This is a genomic window from Vampirovibrio chlorellavorus (assembly GCF_003149375.1).
GTDB lineage: Bacteria > Cyanobacteriota > Vampirovibrionia > Vampirovibrionales > Vampirovibrionaceae > Vampirovibrio > Vampirovibrio chlorellavorus_B.
In genome coordinates this window covers 121853-134944 of sequence record NZ_QFWH01000003.1, presented here as the reverse complement: position 1 = coordinate 134944, position 13092 = coordinate 121853, and the positions used below count along the sequence as shown (strand labels likewise).

Genomic DNA, 13092 nt, shown 5'->3' with positions numbered 1-13092 from the left:
CCAAACTATCGGGGCGGGGAAACACCGGGCGGCAAAAGCAGGTTCGGGCTGCGCTGCTCGGGGTCCATAAACCATTCTTCCAGAATGATATTGAGACATGCAACCACCGGAATGGCCAGCACCAGACCCACCAGTCCAAACACCAGCCCACCCACCATCAGGGCCACCAAAATGGCCAGCGGATGCAAACCAACGGCCCGGCCCATAATCAGCGGGCCGATAATGTTGTTGGCCAAAGCCTGCACCACCACAAACAGGGTCAGCACCCAAAACGCCCCCCACCAGCCAATGGGGCTGAAAATGGCAATGACCAGCGCCACCACCATAGCGATATTGGGCCCCAAAATGGGAATCAGGGTGAGCAGGCCGCTCAGGGCGCCCAGCAAAACGGCAAAGGGCGGAAAAGGGCCGCCAATAACCGACAGGCCCAACGTAATCAAGCCACCAAAGGTGGCCATAAACAGGATTTGCCCGGACACAAACCCGCCGGTACTGCGGATGAGGTGATCGATCAAGGCCCGCAGTCGTTCGTGGTGACGGGCGGGATGAAAGTGCAGGAAATACCCTTCAATTTTTTCCCGATCCAGCAACAGCAACATGCTGATAATGAGGGCGCTGATTAAATCCAGCCCCACCTGGGAAACCAGCAGGGTCATCCCGGTAAACCCGGACAGGACCAGCCCGTTTTGCGCGGACAGATGCCGCATTAACAGCTCCGGGCTAAAGCTGGTCAGCAAGGGATAGCGTCGGCTGATAAAACTCCACTGTGCGGCCCAGTTGATCATGGCGTCCAGATAGTGCGGCAAATCACTGATAAACACGTTCAACTGGTTCCAGGTGATGGTGACCACCGGAATAATAAGGCCCACAAAGAGGGCAAACAGCACCACGTAGGGAATGAGTACCGACAACCAGCGGGGCAGCTTTTGATCCAGAAACTCGACCACCGGCAACAGGGCGCTGGCGAAAATAAAAGCCACAAACACCACCACCAGCGCTTCCCGGGCTACAAACAGCAGACACCCCAATAGAACCAGTCCGACTGTCCAAAGCACGTCCTGACGAAATTGACTCACGGGCTCACCATCCAATTGAAGGGGGCTATGGTTCCCATTCTAATACAGTCAGGCCTGTTTGCGGGAGACCTCAAGCCCCTGCATAAGGCGAAGACGCAGCCCACAGACCCTGTGGACGAAGCGCTTTCAAGGCAGGAAAAACCAACATGCCCTTTAGGCGAGGTGATTTCAGGCAGTATACACCGCCAAACGATGGCCAAAAAGCACGTTCACCTAGCAAGGGCCGGGAAGTATCAACGATCTCCGGCCACGGCAGATTTTCGACCCCGTTTTCCGGCGCTGACCCGTTTTACCTTGTTCACGGAACCCGGCTTTCGGCCTCGCTTTTTGGGAGTTCCGGGTGAGAGCGTCTCCAGATTGGCTGTTAGCTTGGGCTTGCGTCCCCGTTTTTTGGGTGCCCCTGTGGCTGGGGCTTCAACCGCATCCCGCGTTGCGGGCAGGATGACTTTATTTTTGCTGCCGGGTTTACGTCCCCGCTTCTTCGGAACCCCGGCGGGTTCAACACCGTGTTCGATGAGTTGAAACTGGGCGCAAAATGCCTTTAACTCGTCCAATGTATCAAATTTAATGGCCATAAATCACTGAAACTCCTCTGGGATTCTGCTTCTAAAAAAGGTTGAAACGCTCAATCGCCCGCCCTGTGAGTCTTATCCCCCTTATCTTCTTTTAACGCTTCTCCTCTTTTCATTTTTTCCGAGTGCCGAAATGCGGGAGGCTGACAAACGATACCGGTCGCTGGAGATATAAGGCCCTCCTCTGCCAGTCGGTTGCGAAACGCTTGATCCATCCGTACGGGGTTGAATTTAGCCAGCAGGCTTGGCATCGATGTGGACCGGTTATTTATAAAGGCGCAAATTCCTTGGCTCTCATTCCGCGAAGTTTTAAGGACGCTGGTTTAAATTTAGGAGGAATAACAATTTAAAACGTTGATATTTTAACGAGATTTTAACTGAAACCGGTTAATTAGCCAATCTAATTTCCGCTGCGCTGTGTTGAATGGCGTCCCGAAAAAGATACAGTCGCCAAAAACACAGGCATTGTAAAAAAGCCCCACGGACCAGTGGCGGGAATAAGCCAATGGCGGGTCTGGGGATGCTGTTCCGCAATTTGGTGAATACATTTTAAGAATATGACCCAAACCCCTCAAGTTTCTGAAGCGTCGGCCGATAGTTCAAAGGCGGATATTGCAGATGAATTCCCAATGCCGCAAGCAGTGACAGCGGTTGTCCGAAACGTTTATTCTCCCACCGGGTTTTGCCGAACCACTCTCGATTAAGCGAACCGGCAACAAAGGCTGGCTATTTTTCAGGAGCGCCGTAAGACACAATGATACTCATTCTGGGCCCAAAGGATATTCATACGGACAGGGTTGCCCATCAGATATCAACACTGGGTGAAGCGGTCATAACGCTTAACTCAGGGGACTTTCCCGGATATGTATCGTTGTCTGGAACGCTGGAGAATCACAGACCTGGCACCATCAGAAACCGATCCGGTGCTGCAGGAAGCGATCTACTGGAATCTGGAATCGGCCATTGGCAGCTTTTTTCGCTGCTTCGACTGCCTGTGGATCAACCGCCAGGAAGCCACCGAAATGCACAAATACAAAGGTTACCAGTTGAAATTACTGAAGCAGGCTGGCATCCGGGTACCCGACACCCTGATTACAAACCATCCTGAACGCTTGCGAGAATTTTACGAGCAGCAGGGCAGGCAAGTGATTTATAAGCCCGTACGCGGCTGGGCCCATACGGAAATGCTGACCGAAGCGGATTTTTCGCCAGAGCGCCTGGCCGGGCTCTCGCACTCCCCGGTCAAGTTACAGGAATTTGTTCCGGGTACGGACATTCGTGCCTATGTGCTGGGGGACGAGATTTACGCCATGGAAATCCAAAGCGGCACACTGGACTTCCGGGAGAACCCGGAGGCTCCCCGCGTCAAAATCGATCTACCACCCACCGTTGCCGAAGACTGCCTGAAGCTGGCCCGCACCCTGGATCTGGTTTTTACGGGCATTGACCTGCGTCGGACACCGGAGCAGGAGTACGTGTTTTTTGAAGGCAACCCCACCCCGGTATTTGTATACGATGAAGAAGTGACCGGCTACCCCATCAGTGATCGGCTGGTCGATTGCTTGATTGCAGGAGAATAATATTGCAGGAGAGTAATAGGGGTCGCCTGGCTTAAGCCCGGGAATTTGGGTCGTCCCTGTTGACAGACGCCACCGTGGATGTCCCCATCATTAGATAAACGCTTTTCGGTTCGGGACCGTGGCAGTGCCAGTCGATGAAACAACGTCCCCGAGGGGTTGGCTCTTGTCATTCCCGGAAATTCAAGCCAGAATAAAGGTATTTGAACTGGCCCTATTTGCGTTCTTAGGAATCTAGGTGCCAGAAACTTTTTCTATCAGGTTCTATCAGGAAATGTCTATCAGCAAATGCCGCAATCTTTGAAACGTATTCAACAAAACCTGAAAAGCATCCGTAAAGCCCTGAAGCCTTTTAACGTTATAAGCCAATGGGTCCGTACCTTGCGACAGCAAGGTAATAAAAATGCCGCAGAGAAAATTTTCAGACTGCTCATCAGGCTATCGAAAGGAAGAAAGGCTTCCAGAACCTATTTGTTCCGGGATTCTACCGAACGTCGTGAAAGCCCTCTATTAATCTTGATTCAGACCACGCTCAAAAGCGAGGCGTATGCGGAGGCCAATTTCTATTTTGAACAAACCCTCGCTTATTTTCATCGGGAATTGCAATCAGCACCCTCGGATCCACGCCTATTGTTTGAAATTGGAAAAACCTATTTATATTGGGCGACCAGCGTCTATGAAGAAGCCACTCACTCTCATCTAGAGCAGTCCATTTTATATCTGGAACAGGCTCTGACGGCCAATCATAATACGTCATCAGATATTCATATCCAAATCATTGAGGAATTGGGCGAATCTTACTTCCTCAATAGAATGTACAAAGAAGCGCTTCAGTTACTTGAAGAAGCCGTGGCGAATCGTGTTTCCTCTGAGAAAATATTGTTAAGACTGGCAGCGCTACTGGAAGAAAATGGCTCATATGAACGGGCCCTTTTCGTTTACGATCAGGCTTTAAGTCTAAATCCCAAAAGCAAGGCTTCTGTCCTGGAACATACCCGCTCTTAAAAGCCGGAAATTTCAAGGAGGCCTGGAAAACGTATCGTTCAAGAGGACGTAACACCAACTGGAAAGCACCTCCAAATGCAAAACACTGGATGCTTGAACCCTTGAAGGGGAAAACAATTCTGGTTTATTCCGAAGGCGGAGTAGGAGATGAGCTTTATTTTCTGGCGCCCTTTAACGATCTGGTCGCAATAGCGGAAAATTGCATTTTGACCTGTGATCCAAGGCATGAAAAGCTGTTTAAAAGATCATTTCCCACGGTAGATATTCGTCCCTTTTCAAGACAATATCAAAGAAGTTTTCTTGGGGTTCCTGCCAAGGATAATTATGATGATTTATTTAGAACACTCCCCAACATTGATTATTATTGTTTTATTGGCGATCTTGGTTATTATTTTCGCAATAGCTGGGAGGATTTCAAGAAGCAGGGAGTGTATCTAGTCAATGATAGAGATAAAGTAGCCTATTGGAAAAATCGATTGGATGACATGGGAGACACCATTAAAATCGGCCTGTGCTGGCGAAGTGGATTCCAGGCTTTATACCGAGAAAGAGAATATACAGCACTCAAAGACTGGCTACCACTGCTGAAAAGAGAGGGTTATACCTTTATTAACCTCATGTTTGATGGTCTACAGGAGATTCATAAACTTGAGCCAGAACCTGAAGACTCTAACATATCGATACAACACCTGACTGATCTTGATTTAAAAAATGATTTTGACAATTTGGCCGCACTGATTGAAGCACTTGATCTTGTCATTTCAGTAGATACCAACATTGCCGAGCTGGCTGGCGGTTTGGGTCAAAAAACCTGGCGAGTGATTAACTCTCCCTACCTGGCCAATCATTGTCGGCTATGGCCCGGAACTGCAAATGATATTTGGCATCCATCCATGATCCAGATTACATCTGATCCAATCGGGGACACCGATTCACTGATCGCGCAGATCAGCACAAAACTGGATTCCTTGGAATGGAAGCAGAAAAACAGTTCCGGTTGTTAGATTCTAACTGCCTGTTTCCGCTTTTTCAACCACTTGTCACCTCTTAACGCACGCCGCCAGTATGAGGGCAAACGCAGATACCAGTCAGGATAACCCTCTGGCTTGTTAACCGCTGGTATTGGCGTAAACCGGATTTTATCCAGCCATTCAGCCCAAACAAGAAGCTTTCTCAGCTCTTGAGACGTTTTCAGAGAACTGAGACCCAGATGCTCGAAAACAAAATCCTGTTGCTCTTGAGAAGGCTGTGGCAACGGCTGACTGAATAAAAGTTCAAATTTTTTTCTTTGAGTTTCTGAAACTTCTTCCAGAATTAATGTTTTACCACTCTCAGCACTGAAAGAGAGATCATCGGATGGATAATAGAAATAAGAGCAACCACTGGCCACAGAGTAGAATAAAGACGACCCATATTCATTAGAGCAGGCATACTTAAAACGTCGGCAATTTAAATAGACACGGAAGATAAACCCTGGATCCAGCATATGGCCCGCCGATACCACTTCAAATCCACGTTGCAGGTAAGGCAGGTGCGCTCCAAGCTGGTAATCTCGCCAATAGATAGAGACTGAAATTGGATGAAATGCCTCAGGTAGCTGTGCCAGTTTGTCTGCATAATCGGCATGGTCAAATTCAGCTTTAATAAATCGGGTTGAATGGACAGGAAAAACGATAGTCCCAGTGCGGTTTGGCTGAGACTGAATATTGTCTATAATTTCTCGAGCGTAGAGAAAAGGAGCGCCGATTGGGATGGCAGGCTTACCATTTGAAAGCCTTTCGTAAAAACAGGCTCTGGTGGGGTTAGGCGGAAAAAAAACAGGCAGTGGCGCTTCAAATTCCCCGCCAAAAATAAAATCTTCGCTTAAAAAATCATAACCATGCTGAATGATCCCCTTCATGGGGCGGCTCAAAGGGAGTCCAGCATGTTGCTTCAGAACCGCCGCGTGTCCATAAAACCCATTAGGCTGAAAAATCTCTGTGTTTCCCAAGCCTTTATCTTGGCATAAGACTTCCAAGGATTGGCGCTGAAAATCATCCAGTGTTGATTTCGAGAAAAGGTTCATACCACTGCCCTTAATGCCAGATGACACCCTATACCAGATAAAAGTTTCGTCAGACCGTATTTTTTAAGCCTTGCAATTGTTCAACATCATGACGAAACTGCAGATGATAAAGTCGGCTGTAAATCCCTTGTTTGTCTAACAGCTCCTGATGGGTGCCAGACTCGGCGATTTTTCCATCGCTGATCACCAGAATGCGATCGGCAAAGCGAATGGTGGACAATCGGTGAGCGATTACAATCACAGTTTTATCGGCCATAATATTGGTAATAGCCTCCTGAACTGCTGCCTCGGACTCGTTATCCAGCGCGCTGGTGGCCTCATCCAGTATCACAACCGGCGCGTTTTTCAAAAAGGCCCGGGCAATGGCGATTCGTTGCTTCTGGCCCCCCGACAGCATCACCCCACGAGTCCCCACCGACGTTTCAAGGCCGTTGGGCAAACTGTCCACAAATTCCTTCAGATTGGCGGCTTGCAACGCCCGCTCAATCTCGCCATCCGTGGCGTCCAGCTTGCCCAGCCGGATGTTTTCCCGAATACTGCCATCAAACAGCATGGTTTCCTGGGTCACAATAGAAAACAAATCCCATACCGAATCCAGAGACAAACTCTTGAGATCCAGCCCGTTCAGCGTGATCCGGCCTTCCTGAGGGTCCATAAAACGGGGAATCAGATCAACCAGCGTGGACTTGCCACCACCGCTTTCTCCCACCAGGGCAATGGTCTCCCCCGCCTTGATTTCAAAATTAATCTGCTTGAGGACGGGCTTCTCTGGAGTGTAAGCAAAGCTGACGTTTTCAAACTTTAAATGCTGGAAATCAGTCACGCGCGGCGCGTCCGGGACTTCCTGAATGCTGGGCTCAATATCCAGTTTTTCAAAAACCCTTTCGGCCGGGGCGAAAATACGCTGGATTTTACCAATAATCGTTCCCACATTCTTGATGGGTTTATACAGCAGCACCAGCGCCACCAGGAAGGAGGTCATTTCGCCGGGGGTCATTAATCCTTTTTGCACCTGAAAACTACCGAACAGGATAATCAGCGAGACACCCACCGCCGTAATCATTTGCATCACCGGCTTTAAAATGGCGTCTGCCCGGGTGAGGCGCATGGACACACCAAAATAATCATCCAGGCCTTTTTCAAAACGCTTCAATTGATACTTTTTCAGTTTGAAAATGGTGATGACCTTGGAAGCATAAACCGATTCGTTGAACACATCGTAAATGGACCCCATAATTTCCTGGGTCTGATTGTCCAGCTTCCTTAGTTTTTGGCTGATAATACGGATGGGAATGAAGATGAAAGAAATGATAATCAGTGCCACCAGGGCGAACTGCCAGCTTCGATAGAACAGCACCGCCGCCAAAAACGCGGCGCTGAAAGATTCCAGAATAAAGGTTTGCAGATGATTGACGATGGCCTGCTGCAACCGGCTGGGATCGGAGTAGTAACGGGTTAATAAATCACCCGGAGAACTTTGGTTGATGTAGCGTTGATCCATCCGGGACAAATGCTTGTAGAGCTGCAGGCGGATATCCTGACTGATGGAGGTGCCCACATAGGTGGTGTAATAGGTGCTGATGTAATCACAAACACCCTGTAGCAAACTGGCGCTGAGGATGGCGATGGGCACTAAAAACAGGATGCTATACTGATGGCTGTTCAGCAGCTTGTCAATAAAAGGACCAATCAGGAAAGCAAGCGCCCCATTCAGGGAAGCAGCCGGGACGGTGGCCAGTAAGCCGATGATAAACCGTTTTTTATAGGGATTCAAGTACGCAAAAAGCCTCATGTAAAGGTCTTTATCACGCATAATCCCGGAAAGTGTAGTACCCATAACAAAGCCTTGCTTTACGCGTACTTTAACAGCACGATGTACCTGAAAAATAGTTCTATTATCTTCGAATGGCTTGTGCGTTGTCAAAGTGCAGATTTCTACGGTGCCACCCGCATATAGCACTGCGCCTTCTAAAACCGGAGTGACGCCAAAGGCCTCCCTGCCACCAGAAATCCACAGCGACAAAAGGCCAGACGAAGAACAAACCATTTGGGTGGCCGTCACGAGCCACGCAGATTGAGTTCAGGAAAAATAACTAGACCTTCACCTGTTCAATGTGGGCATTTAAGGCCACCCACTCCGGGTGTTGCTCCAGTAAGGCCAGCACATCCCGACAGGCAAAGTTGGGCTTGATCGGATACAGGGCCTCAAGAATGCGCCGGGCCAGCTCAAAGTCCTCGGGCGTGTCTACCGTCCAGCGGTGATGCCCCCAGTTTTTGGGAGCCTCCAGACTGGCCAAACGAAAGCGCTGTGGATTTTGATAGAAGAAAGGCGTGACGTGTTCCCGATGAGCCGGCTCCATCGCTTCCTGATGAGCGATTTCCAACGCCGACCTCGAGAAAACTTCCACATCCAGCCCTCGGGGGTAACTGCGCACCAGGGTGTTGGAGGCATAATCCAGCACGCTTTGTGTTCCTTTTTGAGCCGCTTTAAAATGGGCAATCACGGCATCCACCACGGCAGGGTCAATCAGGGGACAGTCGGCAGTGACCCGAACCACGGTTTCCGCCTTGATCTGCTGGGCGGCTCCGTGATACCGGCTCAATACATCCTGCTCAGAGCCCCGAAACACGGGCACGTTGAGTTCCTGACACAAAGCCACCACCGGGTCATCACTGGCATTGATGGTGGTGGCCACCATCAGGGCGTCGGCTTGCTGGCAGCGTTGCAGGCGCTCCAGCTCGTAAGCCAGAAGGGGCTTTCCCAAGACCGGCATCAGTACCTTGCCCGGTAGTCGGGTGGAGGTCATGCGGGCCTGAACAATAATCACGCAACTCATGTCAGGGCTGCTTTCAGCGTTTCCACCACCCGATCCTGCTCCGCTTCGGTGAGATCGTAGTACAGTGGCAGGCTGATGGCCCGCTGATAGTAGGCCTCCGCATTGGGGCACAAGCCCGGCTCAAAGCCCAGATCCCGGTAGTAGGGTTGCAGATAAACAGGCATATAATGCACATTCGCCCCGATCTGGGCCGCTCTAAAAGCCTCAAAGACCGGCCTGCGCAACTCCGGGCGACTGACCTGTACGGGATACAGGTGCAGGGCGGAGTAACTGTCCGGGTGTTGCTGGGGGCAGATGACCGGCAGATCAGCGAGGAGGGCGTCATAGCGTTTAGCCAAAGCGTGACGCCTCGCCACAAACTCATCCAGCCGTTGCATCTGGCTGTGCCCCAAGGCGGCTTGCATATCCGTCATGCGGTAGTTCAGGCCCAATTCCAACTGCTCGTAGTACCAGGGGCCTTCGGCGGGGTTGCGCATAAAACGTGCGTCCCGGGTAATCCCGTGGGAGCGAAGGCGCAGCAGCCTTTGGTAGAGATCCTCCCGGTTGGTGGTGATCATGCCCCCTTCGGCGGTGGTGATGATTTTAACCGGGTGAAAGCTGAATACGGTCATTTCGGAATATTCACAACTCCCAATAGGCTTTTGACGGTACTGTCCGCCAATGCCGTGGGCAGCATCCTCCACCACGGCAAAGCCATAGGTATTAGCCAGCTGGCTCAGCCGATCCATTTCCACGCACTGTCCGGCAAACTGCACGGGAATCACAATCTTGGGCAAGGCTTGCCCCTTGGATTGGACTGCTTTCAGCTTGGCTTCCAGAGCGGTCACGTCCATGACGTAGGTGGCCGGGTTTGTGTCTACAAAGTCCACACTGGCCCCGCAGTAGCGCCCGCAATTGGCGGAAGCCACAAAGGTGTTGGGGGCCGTCCACAAGATGTCATTCGGCCCCAATTCGAGGGCCAGACAGGCAAGGTGCAGGGCGGCGGTGGCGTTGCTGACGGCCACGGCGTATTTTACGCCACAGTATTGAGCCACGGCTTGCTCAAAGCGCTCGATGGCTGGCCCCTGAGTGATAAAATCTGACCGCAGCACCTCAACCACGGCCTGAATGTCGGCCTCGTTGATGCTTTGACGACCGTAGGGGATAAAAGACGGCATGGGGATTCGCTCTCGGTTTTCTTCGATTTTATTCGATCATGGCGCGCAACTGATCAGGATTTAAAAAATCCGGGTTATTGGCGGAATTATACTCAAAACCAAGGGAGACAGGGTTTCCCGCTTGCCCTTGCCTGTTCACATTATACCCTGTGGTTTCAGTGAAACTGATGGTGGGTTGAATCACAAAGTGGTCTTCAAATTCCAGCGTTAAGTGAGAGTCATCCGCCGGGCACATTACCTCGTGCAGCTTCTCTCCGGGCCGAATGCCGACTATCTTGTGCGGAATACCGGGATGCAGGGCTTCCGCCAAATCAGTAATACGCATGCTGGGAATCTTGGGCACAAAAATTTCCCCGCCGTGCATTCTCAAAAAAGAGTTCAGGACAAACTCCACCCCTTGGGGCAGGGTAATCCAGAAACGGGTCATTTGAGGATCGGTGATCGGCAGCTCTTTGGCCCCTTCCGCGATCATTTTCCTGAAAAACGGAATAACTGAACCACGAGATCCAACCACGTTCCCGTAACGAACCACCGAAAAGCGGGTTTTACCCATGCCCACCAAGCTATTGCCCGCCACAAACAGCTTATCGGACACCAGCTTGGTAGCGCCGTACAAATTGACCGGATTGGCCGCTTTATCGGTGGACAAAGCGATAACCTTTTCCACCTGGCAGTCAATGGCCGCGTTGATGACGCTTTCCGCGCCATGAATGTTGGTCTTGACGCACTCAGTGGGGTTGTACTCCGCAGCAGGTACCTGTTTCAGGGCCGCGGCGTGAATGACAAAGTCAACCCCTTGCATGGCCCGCATCAAACGGCCCTGATCACGCACATCGCCGATAAAATAACGCATGGCCGGGTGATTGAAGGTTTGCTGCATCTCAAACTGCTTGAACTCATCCCGTGAAAAAACGATGAGTCGCCGAGGCGTAAAACGGGATAGAATGGTGCGTATGGCCTCTTTACCGAAGGAGCCTGTACCGCCGGTGATTAAAATGGTTTTATCGTTAAACAATGTTTCTAACCTCGTCTCTAACCTCGCTCTGACCAAGTGGATGGCAGCATGACATGAATTGTTCAAGTCCGGTTTTTATGGGTTTACAATCCAGTACAGCTAAAGCCGGATTCTGATCGCTCGCTGGGCTTCATCCTACTCAAAAAGCCCCTGAAAAGACAAGCTGACCTGTCGGCATTCTCTTGCCTGGCACCGGGTATCCCCATATAATAAGCTCACGTTGTACGAACGTTGCCCTTTATAACTCGTAACCCTACAAAAACACAGAACCCAAATACAAAACAAATGTCTATCAATGTCGCTATTATCGACTACGAGCTTGGGAATGTCCGCTCGGTATCCAACGCCTTTGAAACACTGGGCGCTCAAGTCGTTTTAACCCGGGATTCGGAAGCTCTGTCTCGTGCCGAGTGTCTGGTGCTTCCGGGCGTAGGTTCGTTTGGCGATGGTATGAGAAACCTGAAGCGACTCGGGTTGATTGACACCTTGAATGAATTGGTTCTGACGCAAAAAAAGCCCATCCTGGGCATTTGCCTGGGAATGCAGCTGTTCGCCCGAACCGGACATGAAAACGGCACAGTCACCGGGCTGGGCTGGATCGATGCGGAAGTGGTTCGCTTTCCTGAAACTCTTGCCTTCGACGGGAAACCCCTGAAAGTCCCTCATGTTGGCTGGAATGATGTGCGCTCCGTGCGTGACAACCCGTTGCTAGGCCCCGCAGGGACTGTGCAGTCCTATTACTTTGTACACAGCTACTACATGAAGCCAAACCACCCTGAGGACGCCATTGGCGTTTGTGATTACGGGATGGACTTTACGGCGGCCATCCAGCGAGACAATATCTTTGCAGCCCAGTTTCACCCGGAAAAAAGCCTGAAGAACGGATTAGGGCTGTTAAAAAATTACATGGTGGCCGCAGAAGCGCAAGTTCGGCCGGGAGCTTTGGAACATGCTTAAAAAAAGATTGATTCCCTGCCTGTTCCTGAAAAACGGCTTTCTGGTTCGAAGTCAGGGCTTCAACGAGCATCAGCTGCTGGGAAACGCCATTCATCAGGTGGAACGTTTCAACGCCTGGGAAGTGGATGAACTGATTTACATCGACATCACCCGGGACGATCACTACGACATTCGTCGGGATGACATGAAGGTGAAAAGCGAGAGCGACATCCTTAAAATTCTGGAAGCGGTTTCCAAAACCTGTTTTATGCCGCTCACGTTCGGCGGTCGAATCCGTACTTTGCAGGATATTTACGATCGCATCAGCCGGGGCGCTGATAAAGTCACCATTAATACCCAGGCGCTGGCCGATCCCACGTTTATCACTGAAAGCAGCATGGTGTTCGGCAGTCAGGCCATCGTGGTTTCAATCGATGTCAAACTCAACGCCAATGGCGAGTATGAGGTATACTCCCATCACGGACAACAACCGACCGGCTTACACCCCGTTGCCTGGGCCAAACAGGCCGAGCAGTACGGCGCTGGTGAGATTTTCCTCAATTCCATTGACCGTGATGGCATGGCCAATGGTTACGATACAGCGCTGATTCGACAGGTGGCCGAAGCGGTTTCCATTCCGGTGATTGCCTGTGGCGGGGTGGGGCAATTCAAGCATCTGGCTCAGGGAATTAATGACGGTCTGGCGGACGCCGTGGCCGCAGGAAATATTTTTCACTTCACGGAACTGAGCGGAAAGCGGGCCCGCAAGGAATTGCTGAAGGCGGGTATTCATGTCAGGAACTAAACGCCGCCACTGTCAGAATACATGCCCTTTTTGCGTTCCGTCTCTTG

12 protein-coding genes are annotated in these 13092 nt (G+C 50.9%); 5 read left to right on the top strand and 7 right to left on the bottom strand.

Annotation, left to right across the window (positions count from 1 at the left end):
- Positions 1 to 5: 5 nt before the first annotated feature.
- Both DF283_RS05185 and DF283_RS05180 read right to left on the bottom strand, forming a co-directional pair.
- A complete protein-coding gene (locus DF283_RS05185; protein WP_303673665.1) occupies positions 6 to 1076 on the bottom strand; it encodes an AI-2E family transporter in 1071 nt (356 codons plus the stop codon).
- Positions 1077 to 1309: 233 nt separating this feature from the next.
- Entirely contained in the window at positions 1310 to 1651 is a 342-nt protein-coding gene (locus DF283_RS05180; protein ID WP_303673664.1) for a hypothetical protein, read from the bottom strand.
- A gap of 860 nt (positions 1652 to 2511) precedes the next feature.
- Between DF283_RS05180 and DF283_RS05175 the strand changes: the two genes are divergently transcribed.
- From DF283_RS05175 to DF283_RS05165, 3 genes are all read left to right on the top strand, one after another.
- Positions 2512 to 3228 (top strand): ATP-grasp domain-containing protein, encoded by a 717-nt coding sequence (locus DF283_RS05175; protein WP_303673663.1) that lies wholly within the window; start codon positions 2512 to 2514, stop codon positions 3226 to 3228.
- A gap of 285 nt (positions 3229 to 3513) precedes the next feature.
- Positions 3514 to 4230: a tetratricopeptide repeat protein gene (locus DF283_RS05170; RefSeq protein ID WP_303673662.1), complete on the top strand. Its 717-nt coding sequence runs from the start codon at positions 3514 to 3516 to the stop codon at positions 4228 to 4230.
- Positions 4231 to 4319: 89 nt separating this feature from the next.
- Complete coding sequence (locus DF283_RS05165) at positions 4320 to 5234, top strand: glycosyltransferase family protein (RefSeq protein ID WP_303673661.1); 915 nt, start codon at positions 4320 to 4322, stop codon at positions 5232 to 5234.
- On the opposite strand, the gene DF283_RS05160 is transcribed toward DF283_RS05165, so the two are convergent.
- The 5 genes from DF283_RS05160 to pseB form a co-directional block, all read right to left on the bottom strand.
- A complete protein-coding gene (locus tag DF283_RS05160; protein WP_303673660.1) occupies positions 5231 to 6295 on the bottom strand; it encodes a hypothetical protein in 1065 nt (354 codons plus the stop codon). The two genes, DF283_RS05165 and DF283_RS05160, sit on opposite strands and share 4 nt — an antisense overlap.
- A gap of 49 nt (positions 6296 to 6344) precedes the next feature.
- Positions 6345 to 8087, bottom strand: a complete 1743-nt coding sequence (locus DF283_RS05155) for an ABC transporter ATP-binding protein (protein ID WP_303673659.1) — start codon at positions 8085 to 8087, stop codon at positions 6345 to 6347.
- A gap of 301 nt (positions 8088 to 8388) precedes the next feature.
- Positions 8389 to 9132, bottom strand: coding sequence for a cytidylyltransferase domain-containing protein (locus DF283_RS05150; protein ID WP_303673658.1), 744 nt, complete (start codon positions 9130 to 9132; stop codon positions 8389 to 8391).
- A complete protein-coding gene (gene pseC / locus DF283_RS05145; RefSeq protein ID WP_303673657.1) occupies positions 9129 to 10289 on the bottom strand; it encodes a UDP-4-amino-4,6-dideoxy-N-acetyl-beta-L-altrosamine transaminase in 1161 nt (386 codons plus the stop codon). The genes DF283_RS05150 and pseC overlap by 4 nt, the downstream gene beginning before the upstream one ends.
- 28 nt (positions 10290 to 10317) lie before the next feature.
- On the bottom strand, positions 10318 to 11304 hold the full coding sequence (gene pseB, locus DF283_RS05140) for a UDP-N-acetylglucosamine 4,6-dehydratase (inverting) (RefSeq protein ID WP_303673656.1): 987 nt from the start codon (positions 11302 to 11304) through the stop codon (positions 10318 to 10320).
- Between the two features lie 285 nt (positions 11305 to 11589).
- Here pseB and hisH point away from each other — a divergent pair, with 285 nt between their 5' ends.
- Both hisH and hisF read left to right on the top strand, forming a co-directional pair.
- A complete protein-coding gene (hisH, locus tag DF283_RS05135; protein ID WP_303673655.1) occupies positions 11590 to 12261 on the top strand; it encodes an imidazole glycerol phosphate synthase subunit HisH in 672 nt (223 codons plus the stop codon).
- A complete protein-coding gene (gene hisF / locus DF283_RS05130) occupies positions 12254 to 13045 on the top strand; it encodes an imidazole glycerol phosphate synthase subunit HisF (protein ID WP_303673654.1) in 792 nt (263 codons plus the stop codon). Before hisH ends, hisF begins: the two co-directional genes overlap by 8 nt.
- Positions 13046 to 13092: the final 47 nt, after the last annotated feature.

Excerpts from the sequence above, each read along its gene's own strand:
- DF283_RS05180 (WP_303673664.1), bottom strand. The coding sequence starts at position 1,651 with ATGGCCATTAAATTTGATACATTGGACGAGTTAAAGGCATTTTGCGCC.
- DF283_RS05175 (WP_303673663.1), top strand. The coding sequence starts at position 2,512 with ATGTATCGTTGTCTGGAACGCTGGAGAATCACAGACCTGGCACCATCA.
- DF283_RS05170 (WP_303673662.1), top strand. The coding sequence starts at position 3,514 with ATGCCGCAATCTTTGAAACGTATTCAACAAAACCTGAAAAGCATCCGT.
- DF283_RS05165 (WP_303673661.1), top strand. The coding sequence starts at position 4,320 with ATGCTTGAACCCTTGAAGGGGAAAACAATTCTGGTTTATTCCGAAGGC.
- DF283_RS05160 (WP_303673660.1), bottom strand. The coding sequence starts at position 6,295 with ATGAACCTTTTCTCGAAATCAACACTGGATGATTTTCAGCGCCAATCC.
- DF283_RS05155 (WP_303673659.1), bottom strand. The coding sequence starts at position 8,087 with ATGAGGCTTTTTGCGTACTTGAATCCCTATAAAAAACGGTTTATCATC.
- DF283_RS05150 (WP_303673658.1), bottom strand. The coding sequence starts at position 9,132 with ATGAGTTGCGTGATTATTGTTCAGGCCCGCATGACCTCCACCCGACTA.
- pseC (WP_303673657.1), bottom strand. The coding sequence starts at position 10,289 with ATGCCGTCTTTTATCCCCTACGGTCGTCAAAGCATCAACGAGGCCGAC.
- hisH (WP_303673655.1), top strand. The coding sequence starts at position 11,590 with ATGTCTATCAATGTCGCTATTATCGACTACGAGCTTGGGAATGTCCGC.
- hisF (WP_303673654.1), top strand. The coding sequence starts at position 12,254 with ATGCTTAAAAAAAGATTGATTCCCTGCCTGTTCCTGAAAAACGGCTTT.